The 23,596-nt window shown below is 61.5% G+C and carries 27 protein-coding genes; 18 read left to right on the top strand and 9 right to left on the bottom strand.

Going from position 1 to position 23,596, the window contains the following annotated elements:
* Nucleotides 1–165: 165 nt before the first annotated feature.
* From E4680_RS08230 to E4680_RS08190, 9 genes are all read left to right on the top strand, one after another.
* Nucleotides 166–1,002 (top strand): CsgG/HfaB family protein, encoded by an 837-nt coding sequence (locus tag E4680_RS08230; protein ID WP_135281934.1) that lies wholly within the window; start codon nt 166–168, stop codon nt 1,000–1,002.
* A gap of 171 nt (nt 1,003–1,173) precedes the next feature.
* Nucleotides 1,174–1,641, top strand: coding sequence for an outer membrane lipoprotein (locus tag E4680_RS08225; protein WP_135281933.1), 468 nt, complete (start codon nt 1,174–1,176; stop codon nt 1,639–1,641).
* Nucleotides 1,642–1,722: 81 nt separating this feature from the next.
* Nucleotides 1,723–3,522: a M61 family metallopeptidase gene (locus tag E4680_RS08220; RefSeq protein WP_135281932.1), complete on the top strand. Its 1,800-nt coding sequence runs from the start codon at nt 1,723–1,725 to the stop codon at nt 3,520–3,522.
* Between the two features lie 43 nt (nt 3,523–3,565).
* A complete protein-coding gene (plsY, locus tag E4680_RS08215) occupies nt 3,566–4,192 on the top strand; it encodes a glycerol-3-phosphate 1-O-acyltransferase PlsY (RefSeq protein ID WP_135281931.1) in 627 nt (208 codons plus the stop codon).
* Nucleotides 4,193–4,195: 3 nt separating this feature from the next.
* A complete protein-coding gene (locus tag E4680_RS08210; protein WP_135281930.1) occupies nt 4,196–5,197 on the top strand; it encodes a biotin--[acetyl-CoA-carboxylase] ligase in 1,002 nt (333 codons plus the stop codon).
* Nucleotides 5,194–5,949, top strand: coding sequence for a type III pantothenate kinase (locus E4680_RS08205; RefSeq protein ID WP_167792445.1), 756 nt, complete (start codon nt 5,194–5,196; stop codon nt 5,947–5,949). The genes E4680_RS08210 and E4680_RS08205 overlap by 4 nt, the downstream gene beginning before the upstream one ends.
* The gene (locus E4680_RS08200; RefSeq protein WP_135281928.1) at nt 5,942–6,529 is read left to right on the top strand and encodes an SPOR domain-containing protein; all 588 of its coding nucleotides are present in this window, start codon (nt 5,942–5,944) and stop codon (nt 6,527–6,529) included. Before E4680_RS08205 ends, E4680_RS08200 begins: the two co-directional genes overlap by 8 nt.
* 131 nt (nt 6,530–6,660) lie before the next feature.
* The gene (locus tag E4680_RS08195) at nt 6,661–7,935 is read left to right on the top strand and encodes a hypothetical protein (protein WP_135281927.1); all 1,275 of its coding nucleotides are present in this window, start codon (nt 6,661–6,663) and stop codon (nt 7,933–7,935) included.
* Nucleotides 7,932–8,678 carry a TVP38/TMEM64 family protein gene (locus tag E4680_RS08190; protein ID WP_135281926.1) on the top strand — a complete coding sequence of 249 codons (747 nt, stop codon included), beginning with the start codon at nt 7,932–7,934 and terminating at the stop codon, nt 8,676–8,678. The genes E4680_RS08195 and E4680_RS08190 overlap by 4 nt, the downstream gene beginning before the upstream one ends.
* A gap of 5 nt (nt 8,679–8,683) precedes the next feature.
* Here E4680_RS08190 and E4680_RS08185 read toward each other — a convergent pair whose 3' ends face one another.
* The 5 genes from E4680_RS08185 to E4680_RS08165 all read right to left on the bottom strand — a co-directional run bounded on the left by E4680_RS08185 (nt 8,684) and on the right by E4680_RS08165 (nt 14,383).
* Nucleotides 8,684–9,574 carry a hypothetical protein gene (locus tag E4680_RS08185; RefSeq protein ID WP_135281925.1) on the bottom strand — a complete coding sequence of 297 codons (891 nt, stop codon included), beginning with the start codon at nt 9,572–9,574 and terminating at the stop codon, nt 8,684–8,686.
* 137 nt (nt 9,575–9,711) lie between these two features.
* Entirely contained in the window at nt 9,712–10,116 is a 405-nt protein-coding gene (locus tag E4680_RS08180; RefSeq protein ID WP_135281924.1) for a DUF2177 family protein, read from the bottom strand.
* A 70-nt stretch (nt 10,117–10,186) separates the two neighbouring features.
* A complete protein-coding gene (locus E4680_RS08175; protein WP_135281923.1) occupies nt 10,187–10,411 on the bottom strand; it encodes an HP1242/YdcH family protein in 225 nt (74 codons plus the stop codon).
* Nucleotides 10,412–10,526: 115 nt separating this feature from the next.
* The gene (locus E4680_RS08170) at nt 10,527–11,636 is read right to left on the bottom strand and encodes an S-(hydroxymethyl)glutathione dehydrogenase/class III alcohol dehydrogenase (protein ID WP_135281922.1); all 1,110 of its coding nucleotides are present in this window, start codon (nt 11,634–11,636) and stop codon (nt 10,527–10,529) included.
* Entirely contained in the window at nt 11,633–14,383 is a 2,751-nt protein-coding gene (locus E4680_RS08165; protein WP_135281921.1) for a cation-translocating P-type ATPase, read from the bottom strand. The genes E4680_RS08170 and E4680_RS08165 overlap by 4 nt, the downstream gene beginning before the upstream one ends.
* Nucleotides 14,384–14,660: 277 nt before the next feature.
* Between E4680_RS08165 and groES the strand changes: the two genes are divergently transcribed.
* From groES to folE2, 9 genes are all read left to right on the top strand, one after another.
* Complete coding sequence (groES, locus tag E4680_RS08160) at nt 14,661–14,948, top strand: co-chaperone GroES (protein ID WP_135281920.1); 288 nt, start codon at nt 14,661–14,663, stop codon at nt 14,946–14,948.
* A 44-nt stretch (nt 14,949–14,992) separates the two neighbouring features.
* Complete coding sequence (gene groL / locus E4680_RS08155; protein WP_135281919.1) at nt 14,993–16,654, top strand: chaperonin GroEL; 1,662 nt, start codon at nt 14,993–14,995, stop codon at nt 16,652–16,654.
* Between the two features lie 212 nt (nt 16,655–16,866).
* Nucleotides 16,867–17,202 (top strand): DUF6160 family protein, encoded by a 336-nt coding sequence (locus tag E4680_RS08150; protein WP_135281918.1) that lies wholly within the window; start codon nt 16,867–16,869, stop codon nt 17,200–17,202.
* Between the two features lie 174 nt (nt 17,203–17,376).
* On the top strand, nt 17,377–17,730 hold the full coding sequence (locus E4680_RS08145; protein ID WP_135281917.1) for a DUF6160 family protein: 354 nt from the start codon (nt 17,377–17,379) through the stop codon (nt 17,728–17,730).
* Between the two features lie 353 nt (nt 17,731–18,083).
* Nucleotides 18,084–18,479 (top strand): hypothetical protein, encoded by a 396-nt coding sequence (locus E4680_RS08140; RefSeq protein ID WP_135281916.1) that lies wholly within the window; start codon nt 18,084–18,086, stop codon nt 18,477–18,479.
* Nucleotides 18,480–18,659: 180 nt separating this feature from the next.
* Nucleotides 18,660–18,914: a hypothetical protein gene (locus E4680_RS08135; RefSeq protein ID WP_135281915.1), complete on the top strand. Its 255-nt coding sequence runs from the start codon at nt 18,660–18,662 to the stop codon at nt 18,912–18,914.
* A 287-nt stretch (nt 18,915–19,201) separates the two neighbouring features.
* Nucleotides 19,202–19,597, top strand: coding sequence for a hypothetical protein (locus tag E4680_RS08130; protein ID WP_135281914.1), 396 nt, complete (start codon nt 19,202–19,204; stop codon nt 19,595–19,597).
* A gap of 180 nt (nt 19,598–19,777) precedes the next feature.
* Complete coding sequence (gene queD, locus E4680_RS08125; RefSeq protein ID WP_135281913.1) at nt 19,778–20,158, top strand: 6-carboxytetrahydropterin synthase QueD; 381 nt, start codon at nt 19,778–19,780, stop codon at nt 20,156–20,158.
* A gap of 157 nt (nt 20,159–20,315) precedes the next feature.
* Nucleotides 20,316–21,146, top strand: coding sequence for a GTP cyclohydrolase FolE2 (gene folE2, locus E4680_RS08120; RefSeq protein WP_135281912.1), 831 nt, complete (start codon nt 20,316–20,318; stop codon nt 21,144–21,146).
* A 15-nt stretch (nt 21,147–21,161) separates the two neighbouring features.
* On the opposite strand, the gene E4680_RS08115 is transcribed toward folE2, so the two are convergent.
* Genes E4680_RS08115 through ribH form a run of 4 tightly spaced genes read right to left on the bottom strand, consistent with a single transcriptional unit; the run spans nt 21,162 to nt 23,564 of the window.
* Nucleotides 21,162–21,665, bottom strand: a complete 504-nt coding sequence (locus E4680_RS08115) for a phosphatidylglycerophosphatase A family protein (RefSeq protein WP_135281911.1) — start codon at nt 21,663–21,665, stop codon at nt 21,162–21,164.
* Entirely contained in the window at nt 21,662–22,633 is a 972-nt protein-coding gene (gene thiL / locus E4680_RS08110; RefSeq protein ID WP_135281910.1) for a thiamine-phosphate kinase, read from the bottom strand. Before thiL ends, E4680_RS08115 begins: the two co-directional genes overlap by 4 nt.
* Nucleotides 22,630–23,085, bottom strand: a complete 456-nt coding sequence (nusB, locus tag E4680_RS08105; RefSeq protein WP_167792444.1) for a transcription antitermination factor NusB — start codon at nt 23,083–23,085, stop codon at nt 22,630–22,632. The genes thiL and nusB overlap by 4 nt, the downstream gene beginning before the upstream one ends.
* Before the next feature lie 2 nt (nt 23,086–23,087).
* On the bottom strand, nt 23,088–23,564 hold the full coding sequence (ribH, locus tag E4680_RS08100) for a 6,7-dimethyl-8-ribityllumazine synthase (RefSeq protein WP_135281908.1): 477 nt from the start codon (nt 23,562–23,564) through the stop codon (nt 23,088–23,090).
* Between the last annotated feature and the right edge of the window lie 32 nt (nt 23,565–23,596).

Raw genomic sequence — 23,596 nt, 5'->3', positions numbered from 1 at the left:
CGCTGATTAGTCGTGCTTGGTTTGTAGCGGGCTCGGAAAGAGGTTTGATTTCCTCCAATAGTTTGGTAAGTAAACGGCGGTAAGACCGTGAAAAATTTTCCGGTATTGCACGCGGAGATAGAAGCCGAGCTTATCCATGATGACAAAGTATTGGGGGAATGAGTCATGAGAAAGTTATGGGGAACCGTTCTGGCAGCGAGCGCGCTGCTCGCTGGATGCCAGGGAACCACGCCGTCGATTGGGAGTAGTGGCGCGCGCACCGTGGCGACCGGTGCCGCCGGCGGCGCCACAGCGGAAAATGCCAGTGATCAGCTCGAACGCTGCACCGAGACGCTTGGGACGCTTGCGGTCGAGGAGAACCGCGGTGATCCGTGGTATTCAGTGTTCCGGCAACGGTTTCAGATGCAATCCACCGTTCCAACGCTGCGCCTTCTGATTCAGCAATCCAACTGCTTTGTGCTCGTCGAGCGCGGTAGTGCCATGAACAACATGATGGCCGAGCGTCAGCTTGAGCAATCCGGGGAAATGCGCGGCGGCAGCAATTTCGGCAAGGGCCAGATGGTAGCTGCGGACTATACCCTGATTCCATCGGTGACCTTCAGCAAACAGGACACCGGCGGGTTGCGGGGCGCTGTCGGCGCGCTCTCTCCCTTGGCGGGTGCGGTAGCCGGCAATTTCCAGTTCAACGACGCTGCGACGGTTCTGACCATGATTGACAACCGTTCCGGGGTCCAGCTCGCGGCTGCCGAGGGTAGCGCGCGGAACATGGATTTCGGCGGCATGGGCGCGCTGTTCGCCGGCGTGGGTCTAGGGGTTGGCGGGCGATCCAAGACGCCGCAGGAAAAAGTGCTCGTGGCGGCCTTCATGGATTCCTACAATCAGATGGTACGCGCGGTGCGCAGCTATGAGGCACAGACCGTCCGCGGCGGCCTGGGCACCGGCGGGCGCCTCGGCGTGGACGGCGGCAGCACACCGGCGTCTCGGGAAATCAACAGCCGTTGACCCGGCGATTCGTCGTTCCTGATCTGCTTCGCCCCCGGTGGATGCGTCTGCCGGGGGATTTTTTTGGCCGAATGCGATCCAAAGAGGTGGGGTGGCGCCGAATACGCGTCCGATCGTTGATCTTGTGATAGGGTTTGCCTGAGAATCCGTGCGAGGAAGAGGATAAACATCATGCGTAGAATAACAGTCACCATTGGCGGCCTGATGGCTCTGTTGGCCTTGGCGGCCTGCGCCCCCAGCCAGTCGCCTGGGGTATACCAGCGTGATCAGGCCATGCGTGCCATGGAGGTTCAGACTGGCGTGATCGAGAACATTCGCGGCATTGTGATCGAGGGTAATCGTTCGGTGGCCAGTCAGGTCGGTGGCGCTGTAGTCGGCGGGGTGCTGGGCAGCACCGTCGGCAGTGGCTCCGGGCGCCGCGTGGCGACGGCCGCGGGCGCCGCAGCTGGAACGGTAGCGGGCCAGGCCATCGAGGAGCGGGCCAGCCGCCAGGAGGGCGTGGAACTGACGGTGCGTTTGGGTGATGGCAGTGTCATCGCGGTCGCACAGGCGGTCGATCCGTCCATGGCGCCGTTCATGCTGGGTGAGCGGGTCCGTGTGCTGCGTGCTCCGGATGGGACTTTGCGGGTCAGTCGTTGACCGTGATCTCTGGGAATTCGACACATTACCGGGCGGGCGTGTCCAACATGACACGCCCGCTTCGCGCTTTCTGGATGAACGATGCGGCTGCGCTATCGAATTGAGATGCCCACAACGGGCGGACATCGTTATCGAGTTCACTGTCATTTGCCCGATGCGTTGCCCAGTCAGCAGCTGCGCCTGCCGGCCTGGATTCCGGGCAGCTACCTCATTCGCGACTTCGCGCGCCACATCATCAGTCTGGAGGCGCGCGATTCTGCGGCCACCGAATGCGCGGTTACCAAGACTGACAAGTCCACTTGGCAAGTGAGCCATGCAGGCGGCCCCCTCGATCTCACGTGGGAAGTCTATGCCCACGACACGTCGGTGCGGGGTGCCTATCTCGATGCGCATTGGGGATTTTTCAACGGGTCCAGTCTGTTTCTGGAGCCGGTATCCCGATCGGTATCGTGCATCGAGATTGATATTCCCCCGCATGATCCGACTTGGCGGCTCGCGACAGCCCTGCAACCGGTCGCCGTTGATGCGCACGGGTTTGGCTGTTACGAGGCCGATGATTACGAGGCCCTGATTGACAGCCCGGTGCTGATGGGGCCGATGACGCATCACGCCTTCGAGGTTGCCGGCGTTGCCCATCATCTGTGGATGCTGGAGTCCCCGGCGGGCGCCGATACCGGGCGACTGGCGGCCGACCTTGCGCGGATTTGCCGGTGGCAGGCCGGGCTCTTCGGCAGCTTGCCCATGGATCGATACCACTTCCTGCTGCGCCTGGCTGCCCAGGGCTACGGCGGCCTGGAGCATCGCGCCAGTTCGGCATTGCTGGCCCAGCGCAAGACCTTGCCGCTGGTCGGGGAAGCGTCGGTTTCGGATGATTATGCGGAGCTGCTGGGCCTGTGCAGCCACGAGTATTTCCACAGCTGGCACGTCAAGCGCATCCGGCCGGCACCCCTGGCGGGGGCGGACCTGAGCATGGAAGCGTACACCCGGCAGTTGTGGGTGTTCGAAGGCATCACCTCCTACTACGACGAACTTACCCTGTTGCGGGCAGGATGCGTGGGGCCGGAACAATATCTGGGACGCCTGGCCCGGACCCTGACCCGGCTCTGGCGCACGCCGGGCCGATTCCAGCAAAGCGTCGCGGAATCCAGCTTCGACGCCTGGATCAAGCTCTACAAGGCCGACGAGGCCACACCCAACCATACCGTGAGCTACTACACAAAGGGCGGTGTCATCGCCTTGTGTCTGGATTTGCTGCTGCGTCGCGAATCGGCCGGCGCCCAAAGTCTGGATGACGTGATGCGGATGCTCTGGACACGCCATGGGGCGTCCAACGAGCCGGTTCCCGAAGGCGGTTTCGAGGCATTGGTCGACAGCTTGGGTCATGCAACCGTGAGCCGGTCACTGCGCAGCTGGGTTTACGATCGTGATGAATTGCCGGTTGCCGAGCTGTTGCGCGATTTTGGCGTAACCCTGCGTTGGGCGAGTGCGCGGGATGCCCGTGACACTGGCGGATACGGCGAGCCGCCCCAACAGCGACGGCAATGCGATCCGGGATTTCGCGTGCGCGCGGTCGATCAAGGTTTGCGCGTCGAGTGGCTGGCGCCGGGTGGGGCGGCTGAACGGGCGGGGATTGCATGCGGCGATATACTGGTCGCAGTCGATCGCCAGCGCATCGAAGGCGAGGCGTTGGAGCGTCTGCTGCGTCTCGAGGCCGATGGGCGGACCCTCATGGTGCATGGATTTCGCGATGACCGCTTGATCCGCCATGAACTCCGCCTCGATGCGGCGCCGCCGGATACTTGCTGGTTGCAGTTGGACGAACAGGGGCGGACGGGACTCAAGGGCGGGCTGAATTGGCTGGGCGATTCTGGGTCGGACTGAGCCGCAGAACGCATTTGAATTCGAAATCGGGGAATGCAGGCACATGGGGTTGGCGGTCAAGCTGTTACTGAGCTATCTGTTGGGATCGGTGCTGGGCAGCCTGTTGCTGGGTCGGCTGCGAGGGATCGATGTACGGCAGCACGGGAGCGGCAACGCCGGCGCCACCAATGCCTTGCGCGTACTGGGGCGGGGCATGGCCGCTGCCGTACTGGCCATCGATGCGGGCAAGGGTGTCGCGGCCGTCATCCTGATCCCGGCGTTGCCGTTCGGCCCGGACACCCCATGGACGCCGATCCTATGTGCGTTCGGGGTGGTCCTGGGACACGTTTACCCGATTTTTCACGGCTTTCGGGGTGGCAAAGGCGCAGCGACCCTGATCGGTGTCGTGATGGGATTGATGCCGGTCGGGGCGATCTGGATTTTCGGCGTATGGGTGGCGGTGCTCGTCTCCACCGGTTATGTGGGGCTCTCGACCCTATGCGCGGCCGTCGCTGCCCCCCTGTATGTGGCTTGGACACAGCCCGGTGGACTGGCGTCCCCGATGGGCGGTTTCGCCCTGATCATGGCGGCATTCGTCTTTTATACACACCGCGAGAACATCCGGCGCTTGCTGGCGGGCAATGAAAACCGTTTCGAGCGAGTGATGCTTTGGCGGCGGTTGAGTCGCTAGGCCATGGTGGAATGCGATACCGAGTTGCCGGAGATTCAGGGGCAGCTGATTCGCATGCTGGCGCATGGCGCGGTGATTTCCGGTGCCGATCTGGCGTATGCCCTCGGAATCAGCCGCACCGCGATCTGGAAGCGGCTGCGCCAATTGACGGCAATGGGCATCCGGGTAGTGGCGGTGCGTGGTCGCGGATACCGGCTTGCCGAGCCCTTGGAACTGTTGGACCAAACAGTGATCACGGCGGGTCTCCCGCAGGCGATATCGGCGCGGCTCGACGCATTTCATTTCCCCTTTGCGGTCGACTCGACCAATGCCATGCTCATGCGACTTCCGCTGGCGACGCGGCCGCGCATCTGCCTGGCAGAACTGCAATGGGCGGGAAGAGGGCGCCGGGGCAGAGTTTGGCATACACCCGTGGGCGCCCAGATTCCCCTGTCGATGAGTTACGCGTTCGCCGCCCTGCCGGCTGATTTCCCGGCCTTGGGGCTGGCGGTGGGGGTGATGGTGGCCAAGGCGCTGACGCGGCTTGGAATCGAAGGGATCGGAATCAAGTGGCCCAACGATCTGGTATGGCAGGAACGCAAGCTCGGAGGCGTGCTGATCGAAATGCGTGGCGAGGCGTGCGGGCCTTGCGAGGTTGTCGTCGGTGTGGGAATCAATGTGAATCTCCCGGAGCGTTCTGCGGCCCGGATTGACCAGCCATGGACCGATTTGACGCACATTGCGGGTTCGGCACGGCCGCATCGCAATCAGCTTGCCCAGGCACTGATTGTGGCGTTAGTCGAGGGACTGGACCAGTTTGCGGCAGAGGGATTGGCGCCGTTCCTGCCTGCGTTTCAGACATTCGATGCGCTTGTGGGGCGATGTGTGCAGGTGGAACAGGGCGGTCAGTGGCATCCCGGCATCGCATTGGGCATCAATGAGCGCGGTGGCTTATTGGTCCGCGATTCGGAAGGGATCCGCACCTACTGGTCCGGCGAGGTGAGCGTCCGGGAGATGTCGACGTGAAGCTGCTGCTCGATCTGGGCAATACCCGAATCAAGTGGGCGCACTCGACGACTGGCGCAAGCGCGTTCGATCGGCAGGGCGAGTACCTGTACGGTGGGCGATCGCCGGAGGATCTTCTGGACGGACTTTGGTCAGCCGCCATGCCGCCCGAATCGGTCTGGCTGTGCAGCGTCATCGATCCAGGATTCGCAGCGGCGTTCGAACAAGCCATGCGACGGCGATGGGAGTGTCCCGTTCATTGGGTCCGGCCCCAGGTCGAGGGGTTCGGTGTGCGGTGCGCCTATGTCAATCCGCTGAGATTGGGGGCAGATCGGTGGGCGGCCATGGTGGGCGCGCGCGTGCTGCAGCGTGGTGCGGTCTGTATCCTGCATCTGGGAACGACACTCACAGCAGATGTTTTGGACAGCAGTGGCCGCCACCTCGGCGGAATCATTGCACCTGGTCGGCGCATGTTACAGCGCAGCCTGCAGTGCGGCACCGCGCAAGTGATCACGGATTCGGACGAAATGCAGTGGCCCGAACAGGACAGGCTGGGTCGTGATACCGATGCTTGTGTGGCCTGGGGCGTTCGCCATAGCCTCATTGGCTGTTGCCGGGAGGTTCTGGGCGCTGCACGGCGCAGGCTCGGCGGCGAAATGGCCGTCATTCTGGCCGGCGGCGATGCGCGTTGGGCGCAAGATTTATTGTCGTGTGCAAGCCAGGTCGAGCCCGATCTGGTGCTGCGCGGGGTGGCGATGATCGCCGATGGCTAGGGGCGGGCGGATCACCGTTCTGAGCCTCGTGCTACTCTGCCTGCTGCTCGGGATCTGGCAGCTGCGTGGAGCCGTTTCTTCGGCCGGGAGCGCGCAGAGCCCCGCCGCTGCCGTACTGCGTGCTGTTGGGCCGACGTCCGAGTCAGACCGGGTCGAGGGTCGCTGCTGGCGGGCGGGCCCCCTGGATGAGGGTGATGCCCGTAAGCTCGTGAATCGGCTCCTCGCCTCGGGAATAGAGGCCGAAGTCGCAGTGGACATCCGGCGTGAGAAGGTGGCGGATTGGGTCTATTTGCCGCCTCTCGCGACACAGGCAGCCGCTCAGGCTGAGTTGCAACGGCTGCGCGGCATGGGGATCGATGATCTCGCCGTGGTGGTGATCGGCCCGATGCGCCATGGTCTTTCGCTCGGGCTGTATGCCGAGCCAGGTCGGGCCTTGCAGCGTGTCGCTGCTCTCAAGGCGATCGGGGTCGATGCGCGGATCGAGCCTCGCTACCTGGAACGGCGACGTACCGATGTGCTGGTCCGATCGCTCCGGCCGCCGCAAACCGGCCTGTCGTGGAATTCGGTGGTCTGCCGATAGTGCTTTAAGCCGCGCCCATTGATGATCGTAGTCCAAGGTCCATCTCAGATACAAAGACATGTAGACAGATCAGGGGGATTGTCGCGCAACCGAGCAGGTCGTCAAGCCTGCCCTGATGGGGAATGATCGATATGAACGTGATGGAGCGGAAAAAAGTCACTTCGCCCGAATCCGACGGAATGACGGCGCCCAAGACGCCCGGCAGGAGCAAGGTTGACCATGTGGTGCGCGTCAAGCGGCGGACCCTGCTCGACGGCTTTGCCGATCCTGGTGATTTTCGCACTCGGTCCGCGGGCGAGGTTGATTTCCGGCAGGTGTGGTCGTCGGCCAAGCACCGTCTGACCCCATATTGCCTGGATGCCGAGCGCGAACGGGTCATTTTTGTCGAAGCACCGGATACGGTCGATTTGACGGAGGATCATCCATTCTTCTATGAGGCCCAGCGCCGTCACGCCACCACACTCTACGCGGTTCCTTACGCGACCGTTCAGCAACTGGCCGCGGAGGTGCCGGCCGAAATCGCCAGCAGGCCGGTCATTTTCCTGCACAGCACAGGTCGCTGCGGGTCGACTCTGTTATGCCGTTTGCTGGGCGATGCGGCCGAGACGGTCTCGGTTTCGGAACCGGATTTCTACAGTCAGCTCGTGTTGCTGCGCGATGGGGCATCCGCCGGACAGCAAGCACAACTGGCTGCGATCACAGCGGCATGTACGCGGCTATTGGTCGCCAACATGTGCGCGACGCATCCAGCGGCACAGTCGGTGGTGATCAAGTTGCGTGGCGTGGCCGTGTTTGCCGCGGACCTGCTGGCAAGCGACCTGCCCGATTCGCGCCATCTGTTTTTGTACCGAGATGCCATCGATACGGTGGACTCATTCTTTGCCATGGTGATGCGCGTCCCATTGATGCGCGTCGCTCGCAAGGTCCGGTTGGAAACCGTGGTGCTCAGGCTGCTGGCCTTGATCAATCCCATGAAGCGCAACCCGGGTGCGTTGGCACCGTTGTACAATCAGGCCCACTACCGGGATCGGATCCCGGAGGATCTGGCGGCGTTTCTCACCATCGCCTGGCTATCGAAAATGGATCACGCCTTGTCGTTGCAGCGCACGTCGGAGGCATTTTTTCAGGCCTTGGTCCGTTATGAGGATCTGTGTGCCCACGGGGTTGGGATCATGCCGGGCTTGCTGGATGCCTTGGCGCTTCCCCCGGCCAATGAGATCGCCACGGCGCGGATGGCGCGAACCCTGTCTCGAAATGCCCAGGCGGGCTCAGTCTTGGCGAGCACAGGCGAATCGGCATTGAATGCCCGGCAGCGGGAGACCATCAAGCAGATGCTAGCCCTGCATCCGGAAATCCACGACAGCAGCTACCTGTTGCCCGGGACGTTGCGCATGGAGGGACAGTGACCGTTTCCCCGACAGATCCCCACGACGAAAATGCCCCCAAAGAAAACTGGTGGCTGCGGGCCCTGATCGGGCTGATGCTGCTGGCGCTAATGGCATGGGCCTATTACATGCTCGATTTGGGACGTTACGTTGATCGTCAGCAAATTGGCGCTCATCTGACGGTCCTGCGCCTGTGGCGCGCTGAGGCTGGAATTCTGGGGATGATTGAGTTCGCAGCCGCGGGGGTGGCGTTCATTGTCCTGAATGTTCCCTGTGCATTGATCGTCCTGGCCGCCGCGGCTCTGTATGGTGCATTGGGCGGGATTTTCCTCGGAGTCCTGTCACTCAACATCGCCACGATATTGATCTATTTGATCGGCCGTCATTTCGGCCGGGCAGCCGTCATGCGTGTTTTTGGGCGAGCCATGCATCCGGTAGAGCGTCATTTCAGCAATCGGGGACTGATCAGTGTGATCCATCTGCGACTGCTGTTTTTTGCGTTGCCGCCGGTCAACTGGTTTCTTGCAGTAATGAATCTCCGGTTGCGAGATCTTGCACTGGGAACACTGATCGGCTCCTTGCCCAAGATCGTCGTGTACGCCTGGTTGGGCGATGTCCTGATTGACAAGCTGGCCTACCATCCGGATCAGCTACACTGGTACAGTCCGGAAGTTCTGACGCCCATGCTGGCAGGTATCGTCTTAAGTTTGCTGTTGCGCGTGGTGGATCGGTTCTGGATCTCGCCACGGGCCGAGCAGGCTTGACCTCCTTACTCTGAAACCGTGGTCAGTGAGGCCGGGAACCGGTCCAAAGCCTGGGCGCGCAAATGGGCGTCGCACGCTCGCAGGAGAATCGGATCGGCTTCGGTGAGATAGCGCAGTGCGCGGTGGTGACCGGGAATCACTTCGGGATGGAGATGGGCGTTGAACGCTCGTTGGAACAGTAGGCGGCCGCGTCTGGATAACGTGTCCAATCGAAAATAGACCAGTTTCATGCTGGCATGTTGATGGGCCGCAAATTCGGCGAAGTTGGCTTTCTGAAGGAAATGCCGAAAGGCTGGCCCACCCTTCCACCATGCCTTCAATCGGTCGGTATTGTCGAACAGGTAGGGATGACCGCAGTGCTTGAGTATGCGCTGACGCATTTTCTCGCGCCGGTAAAATGGTTCCAGCGCCTTGGCCAACAGCGTCTCGTAGCCGGCTAGATAAGGCCCCACCAGAACCAGCCCCGTGACGGCGGGGGCCTGACCTGCCGACACAACAGCATGCAGCGCGCAGCTTAAGGTGAAGGTGCTCAGGCTCATTCCAACCAGTAAAGGTCGTTGTTCTTGGTCGGTCAGCATCAGATGCAAATCGTGAAGAACCGAGTCAATGTCCACATAGCCACCACGGCCTTGATGTTCGTAGTGGGCTTCATAGACGGCGCTTACGCTCGGATGGTCGAGCAACCCTTGAATGAATGCATCCCCAAAGCTGCCGCGAACCGGGTCGAATCCGCCCGGGATGATGACCACAGGGACGCCGCCCTGTGGCGGGTTGTTTTTGCGTCGCGTCTCGATCAGGTAGTGGCCGCGCAGCGGAACGCCGTTCCAGTCCGTCCGGTAGCGGGTCGACTCGCTCTCGAAGCGAATGGGGTGAAGGTGCGCTGAAGATTCGGACATGGGCTTCGGAACCTCGTTCAAGTGAAGAAAGTCGCGGGTGACGCTTTCGGTTTTATCGGCTTGCGATGTCATGCGTGAAGCCCGGGTTCAGGTTTGCATCGCAGGTTGAGCGTCCTGCTGCTTCGAACCTGTCCCCGCTACGGGGTATCCCACCATTGAATTCCCAGCACCGTCAGCGCGGAGACGGTTGCGGCGATGAAGCTGCCCCAGGCGACATCGACCACGGCAAGCCCAAGATCGAATCGCTTGATCACCGCGTAGGCCGTTGCGTTGTATGTCAGGTAGGTGAAAAAGCCGAACAGGCCACCATTCACCGCCGCCGCATGCCAGCCCCCTGTGGACAGCGCGGGGACAATCACAAAATACATCAGACCGGTGACATAGACGGTATAGAACAGCATTGCGGCGCCCATGCGTGGGCGTTCGAGCATGATCGGCTCCATGCGAGACAGATAGAAGTCCTTGCACAGATAGCCCAGCCACACGGCATCCAGAACGAGGAAAATCATGAGGGCGAGACCGTAGGTCAGCAGCAGTTTCATGGGAAGCTCGGGTGCTGTGGGGTAGGGGATGGCGTCAATGCCTAGGCTTTGCCGGGCGGCGCAAGGCAGTCTAGGTCGTCAACATCCGATAGCGCTCATCCTTGAGTGCCAGGCGCGCCTTTTTCAGCGCTTCCATGGTTTCATCGGCTTTGGGGCTGCCTTCGTCCTCAAGCCGGCGGATTTGACGGTCCAGATCATTGCATTCCTCGAAGCGCCGGTTACCGAGTTTCTGAGTGCGGATGTTTTCACGCAGCTCTGGGAACTCGAGGATCCGGGTATGGTTGTCGATGGTCATGACATTCCTCTGTCAGCGGATCGCTGAGAATAGGGCATTCTAACAAGCCAGTCCCGCCAACGCGCCGGGCCTGCGCCCCGCAGCCGCCGGAACCCGGCGGCCCTCGCTTGGGCGATTAAAACAGGATTACCGAACGAATGCTCTCGCCGGCATGCATCAGTTCAAAGGCCTGGTTGATTTCCTCCAGGGTGAAACGGTGGGTGATGTAGTCGTCGATGCGGATCTCGCCTTTAATATAGCGCTCGACATAACCCGGCAGCTGGCTGCGGCCCTTCACGCCGCCGAAGGCCGACCCCTTCCACACCCGTCCCGTCACCAGCTGGAACGGCCGGGTCGCGATTTCCTCGCCTGCGCCGGCGACACCGATGATGGTGGAGACGCCCCAGCCTTTGTGGCAGCACTCCAGCGCCTGGCGCATGACGTTCACATTGCCGATGCATTCGAAGGAATAGTCCACGCCGCCGTCGGTCATGGCAATGATGACCTGCTGGATGGGGTCGGCATGCGCGCGCGGATCGATGCAGTCGGTCGCACCCATTTGCCGCGCCATTGGGAATTTGGCCGGATTGGTATCGATGCCGAGGATGCGCGAGGCGCCGGCCAGGACCGCCCCCTGGATCACCGACAGGCCGATGCCGCCCAGTCCGAACACGGCGACGGTAGCACCCGGCTCCACCTGCGCCGTGTTGAGCACCGCGCCGATTCCGGTGGTGATTCCGCAACCCAGCAGGCAGACCTTGTCCAGTGGCGCGGCGGGGTCGATGCGCGCCAGCGAGATTTCCGGCAGCACGGTGTATTCGCTGAAGGTGGACGTGCCCATGTAGTGGTGGAGTGGATGGCCGTTCAGAGCGAAGCGGCTGGTGCCGTCGGGCATGACGCCCCGCCCCTGGGTTTCACGCACCGCGCCGCACAGATTCGTCTTGCCCGAGCGGCAGAACTTGCACTGTCCGCATTCGGCGGTATAGAGCGGAATGACGTGGTCGCCGGGTTTGACCAAGGTCACTCCGGGCCCGACCGACTCCACGATCCCGGCGCCTTCATGACCCAGGATGACCGGAAACAGGCCCTCCGGATCGGTGCCTGAGAGCGTGAAGGCATCCGTGTGGCAGACGCCGGTAGCCACGATGCGTACGCGTACCTCGCCAGCCTTGGGATCGGCGACGTCCACTTCCTCGATCGTGAGCGGTTTTCCGGCCTCCCAGGCCACAGCGGCGCGTGATTTCATGCGTGAGGCTTCTCGTGTGGTGACTGTCCGTGGACCGAAAACCGACGACCGATGATGAGCTTCTCGAGCTCCATCAGGGTAAACAAGGCCAAGCCGGTACCGATGACCGCTGCGCCGTCCAGCCAGGCCAGCGGGCGGGAATCGAACAGCATTCTGGCCTGCGGCGTGTAGGTGAATGCCAGTTGCAGCAGGATGATAGCCGACAATCCGGCCAGGACGGCCGGTGTTCCCTTCAATCCCTGCAGTGAGAGCGAGCGGGTGTCCAGAAAGCGGACATTGAACAGGTAAAAGGCTTCCATGGCCACGATCGCGTTGACCGCGAGGGTTCGCGCGGTTTCCAGATCCCGCCCCAGTGCCAGCGCGGTCTCGAACGCCAGAAATGTTCCGCCCGCCATCAGTACCGACACCAGAATCACCCGCCAGATCAGATAGTTGGAAAGCAGTCCGCTGTCGGGCCTGCGCGGTGGGCGGTTCATGACCGCCGGCTCTGCCGGCTCGAAGGCCAGCACCAGTCCCAGGCCGATCGCGGTGATGGTATTGATCCACAGGACCTGTAGCGGAGACAACGGCAGGGTGAGGCCCAAGGCGATGGCAACGATGAATATCAGGGACTCGCCCCCATTGGTGGGCAGGGTCCAGGCGATGACCTTGCGCAGATTGTCGTAGACGGTGCGACCTTCGCGGATAGCCGTCACGATGGTGGCGAAGTTGTCGTCGGCGAGCACCATCTCAGCGGCTTCCTTGGCCGCCTCGGTGCCTTTCTTGCCCATGGCGACGCCGACATCGGCTTGTTTCAAGGCGGGCGCATCGTTGATGCCGTCCCCGGTCATCGCCACCACCTCGCCGTTGGCTTGAAGGGCTTGCACCAAACGCAGCTTGTGCTCCGGAGTCGTGCGCGCGAAGACCGTGGTGTGCCGGACCGCCTCTCGGAGCGCCTCGTCATCCATTTTTTCCAGACGAGTGCCGAGCAATGCCTTGTCACCATCGTGCAGGCCGAGTTGCCGGGCGATGGCCATCGCTGTGCCGACATGATCACCGGTGATCATTTTGACGCGAATGCCCGCGTGTTGACATTCCGCCACCGCCGCAAGCGCTTCCTGCCGGGGGGGATCCTGCAGGCCGACCAGCCCGATCAGGGTGAGGTTTTGTATGGCCTCATCGGCCGCACAATCCGCTTTGGTAAGTGGTCTGGCCGCCACGGCCATCACCCGGTAACCGGCATGGGCCAAACGATCGATGGCGGTTTCCCACTCGGCTCTTGAAAGCGGCGCCGCGTCGGCAGCCGACCCCTGAGCAGCGCACATGTCGAGTACCTGCTCAGGTGCGCCTTTGACGCATCCCAGATGGCGTCCATCGGGCAGCCGGTGAACCGTGGCCATGAATTTCTGAACCGAGTCGAACGGAATTTCCGACACGCGGGGATTGTTGGCCCGCACGGTGTGCGGATCCAGTCCGGCCTTGTGGGCCAGTACAACCAGGGCGCCTTCCATGGGGTCCCCGCTCACGCTCCAGAGCCCATCGTGGGCCTGGAGTTCGGCGTCATTGCACAGGACGGCCATTTCGGCCAATTCCCGAATGGCCTGAGCCTCGGTCTGTGCGACCGGTTGCCCGTCGCGCAGAAATTCCCCGTGTGGCTGATAACCGTCACCCGTGACCTCGATATCGCCGCCTGCCGTGACGATCTGCGCGACCATCATTTCGTTGCGCGTCAGGGTGCCGGTCTTGTCCGAACAGATGACCGTCACGGCACCGAGAGTTTCGACAGCGGGCATGAGCCTGACGATGGCCTGGCGCGCTGCCATCCGACGCACCCCTAACGCGAGCGTGATCGACAGCACTGCCGGCAGACCCTCGGGAATCGCGGAGACTGCCAAGCCGACCACGACCAGAAATGCGTCATCCCAAGGTATGCCACGTGCGAGCGCGCCGATGAACACGGCCATCGATACGCCAAGAATCACCGCGGCCAGCTGTCGGCCAAAGCGGTCCATCTTTTTCAGCAGCGGTGTCTTGAGTGTCTGTACATTGCGCAGCAAGGTACTGATGCGGCCGATCTCGGTGCGAATACCGGTCGCAACGACAATGCCCAAGCCCTGTCCCGCGACGACGAGCGTGCCGGAAAACGCCATATTCAGCCGGTCACCCAAGCCAGCCCCCTGAGGGACCGCATCCACCTGCTTGTCGATGGCGACCGATTCGCCGGTCAGCAAGGATTCATCGATGCGCATCCGGCTGGCGTGCAGCAGCCGCAAATCCGCCGGCACGCGATCGCCGGCTTCCAGGAGCACCAGATCCCCGGGCACGATCGCTGTGGCATCGATCGAGCGGCGGGTGCCTTCGCGCAGAACGGTGGTGCGCGGCGCGATCAGGGAACGGATGGCTTCGATGGCCTGCTCGGCGCGACCTTCCTGAATGAAGCCGATGAGGGCGTTGGCCAGGACCACGGCCAGAATGACCGAGGTGTCGATGAAGTGTTGCAGGGCCAGCGTGGTGGCAGCGCTGATCAAAAGAACGTAAATCAGGAGATTGTTGAATTGGCGCGCGAAACGGCGCCAGGCCGGCGTCGAGCGTGCATGGGGTAACTGATTGGGACCCCATTGTTCGAGGCGCTTGCGGACTTCGGCCTCGTTGAGTCCGTCGACCGGGGTATCGAGACGGGTCGAAAGGGTCCTCGCATCGAGGGCATGCCACGGAACGGGCGGAGCGTCTCCGTCGACAGGAGTGGCCTGGTCCCGATGTTTGGGCATTTTCCGGTTCCTCCGTAGAACGGGAATGGCAGTGCGGACGGCGCCGCATCGGTTTCCCCGGCCTGTTCCATGCGCATGCACGGATTCATGGACGGTAAGGCTACTGAAATGCATCAAACGACGCTACGGCACAAGGCTGGCAAAGAGGCTTGACTCACCCGATTCGACCGCTATTATTGGCACTCAAGATCGGTGAGTGCTAGCAACGCCATGCGACGCACCCCATCACAGCAACCATTGCGCCGACCGGCGTTCAACTTGACGAGGAGATCCTCAGATGAACATTCGCCCTTTGCATGATCGTGTGGTCGTCAAACGTCTGGAGGAAGAACGCACTTCCCCCGGCGGGATCGTGATTCCGGATTCTGCCGCCGAAAAGCCCGCCAAGGGCGAAGTCGTTTCCGTCGGCACCGGCAAGCCGCTGGATAGCGGCGAAGTGCGCGCGCTGACCGTGAAGGTCGGCGACAAGGTGCTGTTTGCCAAGTATTCCGGCACGGAAGTCAAGCTGGACGGCCAGGATCTGCTGGTGATGCGCGAAGACGACATTCTGGCGATTCTGAACTGAAACGTCCGTTCCGGCTGATTGTTAATTCTGGAGGTTAATTCCCAATGGCTGCCAAACAACTGAAATTCGGTGAAGACGCCCGTGCCCGCATGCTGCGGGGCGTCAACGTACTGGCCAACGCGGTCAAGGTCACGCTGGGCCCCAAAGGCCGCAACGTCGTTCTGGAAAAGAGCTTCGGTGCCCCCACGGTGACCAAGGACGGTGTGTCCGTCGCCAAGGAAATCGAACTGAAGGACCGCTTCGAGAACATGGGCGTGCAGATGGTCAAGGAAGTCGCTTCCAAGACCTCCGATGTGGCCGGTGACGGCACCACTACCGCGACCGTGCTGACCCAGGGCCTGATGCGCGAAGGCATGAAGGCCGTTGCTGCCGGCATGAATCCGATGGATCTCAAGCGCGGCATCGACAAGGCCGTTGCTGCTGCCGTCGAAGAAGTCAGGAAGCTGTCCAAGCCCTGCAACGACCAGAAGGCTATCGCCCAGGTCGGTTCCATCTCGGCCAACTCCGACACCGTTATCGGCGATCTGATCGCCAAGGCGATGGAAAAGGTCGGCAAGGAAGGCGTGATCACCGTCGAGGACGGTTCGGGCTTGGAAAACGAACTCGACGTGGTCGAGGGCATGCAGTTTGATCGGGGCTATCTGTCGCCCTATTTCATCAACAACCAACAGAGCATGTCCTGCGAGCTGGACGATCCCTACATCCTGCTCTACGACAAGAAGATCTCCAACATCCGTGAAATGCTGCCGGTGCTCGAAGCAGTGGCCAAGTCCGGCAAGCCGCTCTTGATCGTCGCCGAAGACGTGGAAGGCGAAGCACTGGCCACCTTGGTGGTCAACACCATCCGCGGCATCGTCAAGGTCTGCGCTGTCAAAGCCCCCGGCTTCGGCGATCGCCGCAAGGCCATGCTGCAAGACATGGCTGTGCTGACCGGCGGCCAGGTGATTTCCGAGGAACTCGGCCTCACCCTCGAAAAGGCGACCCTGGACGATATGGGTCACGCCAAGAAAGTCCAGATCGATAAGGAAAACACCACCATCGTCGACGGCGCTGGTCGCAAGCAGGATATCGAAGGCCGGATCGAGCAGATCCGTCGCCAGATCGAGGAATCCACCTCCGATTACGACCGCGAAAAACTGCAGGAACGCATGGCCAAGCTGGCCGGCGGCGTGGCAGTGATCAAGGTCGGTGCGGCTACCGAAGTTGAAATGAAGGAAAAGAAGGCGCGCGTCGAAGACGCCCTGCACGCGACCCGTGCGGCGGTGGAAGAAGGCGTGGTGCCGGGCGGTGGCGTGGCCCTGATCCGTGCCAAGCAGTCCATCAAGGACCTCAAGGGTGACAACCATGATCAGGACGTGGGGATCGGTATTGCCCTGCGCGCCATGGAAGAACCGCTGCGCCAGATCGTCGGCAACGCCGGTGAAGATGGCTCGGTGGTGCTGAACAAGGTCGCCGAGAGCGACGGCACTTACGGCTACAACGCCGCCACCGGTGAATACGGCGACATGATCGAGATGGGTATTCTCGACCCGGCGAAGGTCACGCGTTCGGCGCTGCAGAACGCCGCGTCCATTGCCGGCCTGATGCTGACCACCGAGTGCATGGTTGCCGAAGAACCGAAGGACGAGAAGGACGGTGCCCCCGCCGATATGGGCGGAATGGGTGGCATGGGTGGCATGGGCGGAATGGGTGGCATGGACTTCTGAGAAGTCGTTACTCGCCCTGAACCCGTTGGGTTCCCATCTGACACCCCGCTTCGGCGGGGTGTCTTTTTTGGAGGGGCTGCTCACTGCGAACAGGGGACGAAAGGCAATCAACCGGTAACCGAGGCGATCATCGAACCGTCATCGAAGTCATTCAGGCTTGGACGGGATTCCGTTGTGGAATCCCAGTACCCTTCATTTCAAAGAGGCATCCGATGAAACAGAAACTCGCTTCCCTGGCTCTGCTCACCTTGGCACCAATGGCTGCCCATGCCGAACTTGTCGAAATGCAGGACGCCGAGCTGGCCGGCGTTTCCGGTCAAGGCATTACGTTCGATTTCAATTTCACGTTTGACAAAGTCATCGCTGGCGTTGATGTCTACAAGAACGTGTATGGATACAAGCTCAGCTCCACCGATTGGGAACTGGGTCAGGGCAGCGAAGTATCCAATCCGGTTTCCGGAGGACGTTATCTCAATCGCTCCATCTCCGTTGGCAACGACAGTGGAGATAAGTTCGTATACCGCTATACGGCTTGGGGACGGAATTGATCATCCTCTGGTGAGTGATCCGGTGCAGGGAAAGGTTCGCCGGTCTACGTATCGCCTGTTGGCGATCGGAGACACTTTGACGCGGTAGCCCCTGCTGGATGATAAAGGGGCGCCGCGGTCGATTCCGGCGGCGCCCTTGAAAATTCTGTTCCTTGAACTCCGGAGTGAATTGACATGAAAATGAAACTGGCTTCCCTAGGCCTCCTGGCCCTGGCCCCGCTGGCTGCTCAGGCCGAGATGACGGAAATGCAGGATGCCGAGATGGCCGCAGTCAGCGGTCAGGCATTTTCGTGGTCGGGCAACGTTGATTTTAGCGCCACCTGGTCCGGTATCGTCGCCGGCTACGCTATCCAGAAGGAAGTGTATGCGGGCGGCACTTCCGGCACCGATTGGGAAGTTGGTGGCAGCAAGGACGTGACGAGCCTCTACTCGGGTCGCTGGTACAGCAAGTCGGTCGTCGTCGGCAACGATGCCGGCACCAAGTATATCGCCCCACGTTTCTCCTGGGGACGCTCCTACAGCGACTGAGCTGCTTGAGATCGATGTGCTGTGCGTATCGATCCTGTTCGGTCTCAAATGCGCGGGGGCGGGTCATCGCCCCCGTTGCACGAGCGCCATCTGAAAACACATCCTGTGTCGGAATTCCTCCCGCCTCGCCAACGCCATCGGCGTGCTTCTTCCCTCCGTAAAGACGTTTTCGCTTCACAATTGTCCGATTGATTTTCGATGTGGGTGCCGTCTCACCGTCGACCTCGTGCGCTGTCGCCAGAATCTGTGGCGTCGCTTTGACCCGACACCTGAGGCCAACTATACATAAGTGTGCTGCGATGCTTCATCCAGCATGGATGCACGACGTTTTTCCCATATCGGAGTCTGTACCTATGAAGCTGAAACTTGGTTACTTGGGCCTCTTGGCGCTCGCCCCCATGGCCGTTCAGGCCGAACTGGTCGAGATGCAGGACACAGAACTGGCCGACGTCAATGGTCAGGCGGTCACCATTCCCGGTATTGTGTTCAGCCGCACATTTGACGTGGGGGTGACAACCGTTTTTACGCCGCCGACTTATGATGCAACCTATACGGACGTGGCTGGAGGTGTCGAACGCACGTCCAGTTTCGATACGAACTATACGGTTACCCCTTATTTTAAATACCAATCCACAGGCAACTTCACGACTAATTCCTATCGCACTGTCGACAGTGATGTCGATATCGACCTGTGGGATGTCGGCTACACCCGCACCCGTACCTTCCTGTGGTTCAATCCTGAGCGCTGATTCTGGATTCACAACCCGGATAGCGCCATTGTGATGATCTCAAAGCCAGGGACGTTCCCGCGTCCTTGGCTTTCTGTCGCGTTATTTCATCCACAATCAGCACGGCATCTCCTGCGAGTTGGATGATACCCGCATGGGCAGGCCGTCTCGGCCTGGGATCATGAAAAGCGGCTCGAATGTATGACCAGACTCCACACGCCGCAGCGCAGTCATCCATCGGCCAGCATGATCGGTTCGCCGGGCTATATGTGGCCGACAATTGCCGGGCTGGTGGTCTACGAGAATCGCGAAGGCTGCAAGCAAGCCGATCTGCCGGGAGTGGGACCGGTCGCTGTAATCCGCGAACTGGAGCTTGCCCGGCGCCGGGGTCACTGCAACAGTGATGTTGGAAGCAAGCATGGCGATAAATCGGTGAGCTGCGATTTGATCCGGTGAACTCCTGGGTGGCACTTGCATGGCACAGCACCGGCGGACGGGGTCAATAAAACGACGCTGATGATCGGCTGGTTTAATGGGCTTGTCGTGTAAGAAAAGTTACATGAACGATCGATTTCAAAATAAAAAACAACTTGCTAGGAGAAAAATTTCAGGTTGCTTTACTTAAGATTGTTTTGACACCTGGGTGGGCAAGGATGTATACATACAGGTGCTGGGTATCGATGCTTGGCATATTAAGACTCACGATCCAAGAACTTTCTAAATACTGTCGGAGTTATTTAAGGATGAAGCTGAAACTTGCCTCTGTAGGACTTTTTGCCTTGGCCCCTCTGGCTGCGCAGGCCGAGCTGGTCGAAATGAACAACGTCGAACTGGCCACCGTTCAAGGTCAGGCTTTCACGATTCCCGGTGTTCTCGTCAGCCGTACAGTCGGCGTCGGGGTCAACACCCAGTTCACGTCTCCGACGTATGATGCTACTTATACCGACGTCCCGGGCGGTGTGGAGCGAGAGTCGAATTTCGTGACCAAATATACGGTATCCCCGTTTTTCACCTACACCTCGACGGGTAACTACACGGGCAATGCCTATCGCACTGTCGAAAGCGGCGCCGATATCGACGTGGTGGATGTGGCCTACTCCCGCACTCGCACCTTCCTGGGGTTTAACCCGCAGCGGTAAGAGACGCCATATGCAGGCCGATGGTGCATCGGTCCTGCGCTACGCTACCGCAAGGCCAGGGGCGTTCGCGCCCTTGGCCTTCTTTGCCTCGGGCGGGTGGCGAGACAATGATGCCGTCTGGTTATCCTCCGCGGAATCACGCATAATACGTGGCCTTTTTTCGGTCCCCAGAGGACCCTTATGCCCGGCACCTATACCCTCACTGTCCTGACCGAATTTTCCGCCTCTCATATCCTGCGCGGGCATCCCGGGCCGTGTTCCCGGCTGCACGGCCACAACTGGAAGGTGGAGGCAGAGGTCGTTGCCAACACCCTGAATGACATCGATCTGGCGATCGACTTTCAGGACATCAAGGCCGCACTGCGGGCCATCACCGAGCAACTGGATCACCGTCATCTGAACGATCTGCCCCCCTTTGATCGCCTCAATCCCACGGCTGAGCAGATCGCGCGCCATATCCACCAACGCCTGGCGACAGCGCTTGGTGGCGCTGGGGTGTGCGTCTCGGCGATCACGATCTGGGAAACCGACCGCGCCAAGGTGCGCTACAGTGAGACCTGACGCGGCGTGACCGCATGCGCCCAAGCGCCAATGACGCCCTTCCCCTTTGCGCCTCGAGGCTATACGATCGAAAGGTCACGGTCTTCACTGGCGCACCGTTCGGGAAGGGCATGTTGTGCCGGCATCGAGACCAGGGTTTTTCGAGGATAACGCCATCATGAAAGTTCCGGGCCAGGTGGCCTCTATCATCACCGATATTGCCGACGTTCAGGGCAGCGCCGATCATCGCCGCATTGCCATCGATCGTGTGGGTATTCGCAGCATCCGCCATCCGCTGCGCGTGGCCGATCGTTCCGGCGGGGTGCAACACACCGTCGCACGGCTCAACATGTACGTCAGTCTGCCGCACCACCAGAAGGGCACCCACATGTCGCGTTTCGTCGCGATCCTGGGGGAGCACGACGACGTTCTGACCGTGCACAGCCTGAACATGCTCATGCAGCGCATGACCAGCCGGCTCGAAGCGGACAGTGGTCACCTGGAAATCGCCTTTCCCTACTTTGTCGACAAGTCCGCCCCGGTTTCCGGTGTGCGCAGTCTGATGGACTACGAAGTCACGCTGACCGGTGTTTCCACCCCCGCCGGCGGTGCACAGACCCTGGTCCGCGTGGTGGTGCCCGTCACCAGTCTGTGTCCTTGCTCCAAGGAAATCTCGGACTACGGGGCGCACAATCAGCGCTCGCACGTCACGGTCGAGGTTCGCTGCCAGGGGGACGTCTGGATCGAAGATCTGGTCGACTTGGTCGAAACCGAGGCCTCGGCGCAGCTCTATGGGCTGCTCAAGCGCCCGGATGAGAAGTTCGTCACCGAACGCGCCTATGACAATCCCAAGTTCGTCGAGGACATGGTGCGCGATGTCGCCGTGCGACTGGACGCCGACGAGCGGGTGCTGGCCTATACCGTGGAATCGGAGAATTTCGAATCCATCCACAACCACTCAGCCTATGCAGTGGTGGAGCGGGTCAAGGACATCCAAGATCCGGCGTGAATCGCCAGGTTCGCCTTAGAACAGCATCAACATGATGAGCGCAGCATAAGCGCCGGCAAGCACGTCGTCGGTCATGGTGCCGAGCCCGCCAGGCAGGCGTTTGTCGGCGACATTGGCCGGCCATGGTTTGGCGATATCGAATATCCGGAACAGCACGAACCCAGCGAGCGCCGGTTTCCAGCCCGATGCTCCTTGCGCCACGGCTGGAAGCAGAGCCAGCCAGTAGCCCACCCATTCATCGACCACCAGCATGCCCGGGTCATGGAGTGCGGTCAGCCGCTCGGCTCGCTCGCAGAACCACGCACCGGCCCAGAAGGCAGCCGCCACGAAGGCCGCGTAAGGTCCTACCGGCAGCATCTGGAGTCCTGCCAGATAAATCCCCAGGGCAACGAGTGTCCCGCAGGTCCCCGGCGCCCATGGACTGAGGCCGCTGCCGAAACCGGTGGCGATGAGCAGGTCGGGATGGCGCCATAAGGACGGGAGTTTCGGGGGGCGATGGGATTTGGCGCTGCGTGTCATGGCGCTGCAGGGTTGAAATGATCGAAACCGGAGCGCGTTACGGCCATCGGTTCGCCCGCTGCGTCGTGACAACGGACACCGGGTTCGGTCGTGATGCAGCCAATTCGGGTGATCGGGCAGCCAGTTGCGTGGGTCAACGCTTCCACGCGAGCAGCATGGTGCTCGGGCATCGTGAAACACAGCTCGTAATCGTCCCCGCCGTTCAGCGGCAAGTCGGCATCGAGCGCGCCCCGCGCGGCGGATCGGAATGCGGTGGAGCGGGGGACATCGGCTTGCAGGATCGTGGCGCCGACGCCACTGGAGGCGCACAGATGCCCGAGATCGGCCAGCAAGCCGTCGGAGAGGTCGATCGCTGCGCTGGCCCATTCACGCAGGGCGCGACCGAGCGCAATGCGCGGAGTCGGACGGTCGAGGCGTTCGGCCAGGGCTGCCGGCACGCCCGATCCTTCGAGCCGCAGGGCCAGCGCCAGTGCCGCATCGCCAAGCGTTCCGGAAACATAGATGCCATCACCCGGCTTGGCGCCGGCACGGCGCAGCGCCCGATCTGCAGGGACCGTTCCCAGCGCTTGCAGGGTGCATGCCAGCGGTCCCCGGGTGATGTCGCCGCCGATCAATTCGGCATCGACGGTTTCGGCCAGCGTGAACAGGCCCGCAGAAAAGGCGGTGAGCCATTCGTGATCGATATGGGGCAAGGTGAGCGCCAAGGTCAACCAGGCCGGATCGGCGCCCATCGCCGCCAGATCGCTCAAATTGACGGCCAGGAGCTTGTGACCGAGGTCGCGGGGATCCGCATCCGGCAGGAAGTGGGTGCCGCAGACCATGGTGTCGGTAGTGGCCACCAGCCAGCTGCCTTGAGGTGGCTGAATCAACGCGGCATCGTCGCCAATCCCCAGTACCGTATCGGCGCGCCGCGAACGCCGGGTAAAGTATCGGCCAATGAGATCGAATTCCGGCGTGGCTCCATTCATCCGTGCCTGCCTCGCGCCGACCCGCTCGTGGCTTCCAGTGGACGCAGGACCCGTGCGGCTTTGTCCAACACGCTGTTGACGAAGGCGTGGCTTTGCTTGGACCCGAACAACTTGGCCAGCTCGACCACTTCGTTGAGCACGACCCGGTAGGGAATTTCCGGGAACTCGGCGAGTTCCACCAGGCCGATTATCAACAGCGCCTTTTCGACGGGGTCCAGCTGGCCGGTTGAGCGCGTGACCCACCGCTCCATCAACGATTCCCAATGCGCGGGATCGGCGATGGCTTTGGCAACGAGGGCCGAGAAATGGGCCTGATCGAAGGCCGGTCCGTCCGGATCGGCCAGGAAATCACTCATCACCTCGTGCGTCGTCCCACCGGCGAGCTGCCACTGGTAAAGCGCCTGAAAGGCCCGGCGCCGGGCGACGCTGCGGGGTTTGTTGGCTTTACCCACGTTCAAGTCCCAAGTGCGCGCAGCAGGTTGACCATTTCCAACGCCGAGAGTGCGGCTTCGGCGCCTTTGTTCCCGGCTTTCGTCCCGGCACGCTCGATCGCCTGCTCCAGGTTGTCCACCGTGAGCACACCGAAGGCGACGGGCAGGGCCGACTCGAGCGAGACCTGCGCCAAGCCTTTGGCACACAGGCCCGCGACGTGATCGAAATGCGGGGTCGATCCGCGGATCACGGCGCCGAGGGCCACCACCGCATCGAAGCGGCCGCTGCGGGCGGCTTGCTGGACGACCAGCGGCAGTTCAAACGCGCCGGGTGCGCGAATCAGCGTCAGTTGGTCGGTGCGGGCACCGTGGCGCAGCAGGGTGTCTTCGGCGCCCCGCACCAGCGCGTCGACGATGAAGTCGTTGAAGCGCGCGGCCACCAGCGCGAAACGGGTATCGGTGGCGACCAGATTGCCTTCGAGCAGGGTTGTTGCGGGCATGGCTTGATTCCGTATTCAGGAGCGGGTTGAAA

The sequence above is a fragment of the Candidatus Macondimonas diazotrophica genome, from assembly GCF_004684205.1.
GTDB lineage: Bacteria > Pseudomonadota > Gammaproteobacteria > UBA5335 > UBA5335 > Macondimonas > Macondimonas diazotrophica.
This window is presented reverse-complemented; position numbering and strand designations above follow the sequence as displayed.

Coding starts and splice junctions, on each gene's coding strand:
- E4680_RS08225 (WP_135281933.1), top strand. CDS start 1,174: ATGCGTAGAATAACAGTCACCATTGGCGGCCTGATGGCTCTGTTGGCC.
- E4680_RS08170 (WP_135281922.1), bottom strand. CDS start 11,636: ATGAAATCACGCGCCGCTGTGGCCTGGGAGGCCGGAAAACCGCTCACG.
- folE2 (WP_135281912.1), top strand. CDS start 20,316: ATGAAAGTTCCGGGCCAGGTGGCCTCTATCATCACCGATATTGCCGAC.
- thiL (WP_135281910.1), bottom strand. CDS start 22,633: ATGAATGGAGCCACGCCGGAATTCGATCTCATTGGCCGATACTTTACC.
- E4680_RS08135 (WP_135281915.1), top strand. CDS start 18,660: ATGACCAGACTCCACACGCCGCAGCGCAGTCATCCATCGGCCAGCATG.
- E4680_RS08140 (WP_135281916.1), top strand. CDS start 18,084: ATGAAGCTGAAACTTGGTTACTTGGGCCTCTTGGCGCTCGCCCCCATG.
- E4680_RS08175 (WP_135281923.1), bottom strand. CDS start 10,411: ATGACCATCGACAACCATACCCGGATCCTCGAGTTCCCAGAGCTGCGT.
- E4680_RS08150 (WP_135281918.1), top strand. CDS start 16,867: ATGAAACAGAAACTCGCTTCCCTGGCTCTGCTCACCTTGGCACCAATG.
- E4680_RS08115 (WP_135281911.1), bottom strand. CDS start 21,665: ATGACACGCAGCGCCAAATCCCATCGCCCCCCGAAACTCCCGTCCTTA.
- E4680_RS08200 (WP_135281928.1), top strand. CDS start 5,942: ATGGCTAGGGGCGGGCGGATCACCGTTCTGAGCCTCGTGCTACTCTGC.
- E4680_RS08195 (WP_135281927.1), top strand. CDS start 6,661: ATGAACGTGATGGAGCGGAAAAAAGTCACTTCGCCCGAATCCGACGGA.
- E4680_RS08180 (WP_135281924.1), bottom strand. CDS start 10,116: ATGAAACTGCTGCTGACCTACGGTCTCGCCCTCATGATTTTCCTCGTT.
- E4680_RS08165 (WP_135281921.1), bottom strand. CDS start 14,383: ATGCCCAAACATCGGGACCAGGCCACTCCTGTCGACGGAGACGCTCCG.
- E4680_RS08185 (WP_135281925.1), bottom strand. CDS start 9,574: ATGTCCGAATCTTCAGCGCACCTTCACCCCATTCGCTTCGAGAGCGAG.
- ribH (WP_135281908.1), bottom strand. CDS start 23,564: ATGCCCGCAACAACCCTGCTCGAAGGCAATCTGGTCGCCACCGATACC.
- queD (WP_135281913.1), top strand. CDS start 19,778: ATGCCCGGCACCTATACCCTCACTGTCCTGACCGAATTTTCCGCCTCT.
- E4680_RS08130 (WP_135281914.1), top strand. CDS start 19,202: ATGAAGCTGAAACTTGCCTCTGTAGGACTTTTTGCCTTGGCCCCTCTG.
- E4680_RS08145 (WP_135281917.1), top strand. CDS start 17,377: ATGAAAATGAAACTGGCTTCCCTAGGCCTCCTGGCCCTGGCCCCGCTG.
- groL (WP_135281919.1), top strand. CDS start 14,993: ATGGCTGCCAAACAACTGAAATTCGGTGAAGACGCCCGTGCCCGCATG.
- E4680_RS08220 (WP_135281932.1), top strand. CDS start 1,723: ATGCGGCTGCGCTATCGAATTGAGATGCCCACAACGGGCGGACATCGT.
- plsY (WP_135281931.1), top strand. CDS start 3,566: ATGGGGTTGGCGGTCAAGCTGTTACTGAGCTATCTGTTGGGATCGGTG.
- groES (WP_135281920.1), top strand. CDS start 14,661: ATGAACATTCGCCCTTTGCATGATCGTGTGGTCGTCAAACGTCTGGAG.
- E4680_RS08230 (WP_135281934.1), top strand. CDS start 166: ATGAGAAAGTTATGGGGAACCGTTCTGGCAGCGAGCGCGCTGCTCGCT.
- E4680_RS08210 (WP_135281930.1), top strand. CDS start 4,196: ATGGTGGAATGCGATACCGAGTTGCCGGAGATTCAGGGGCAGCTGATT.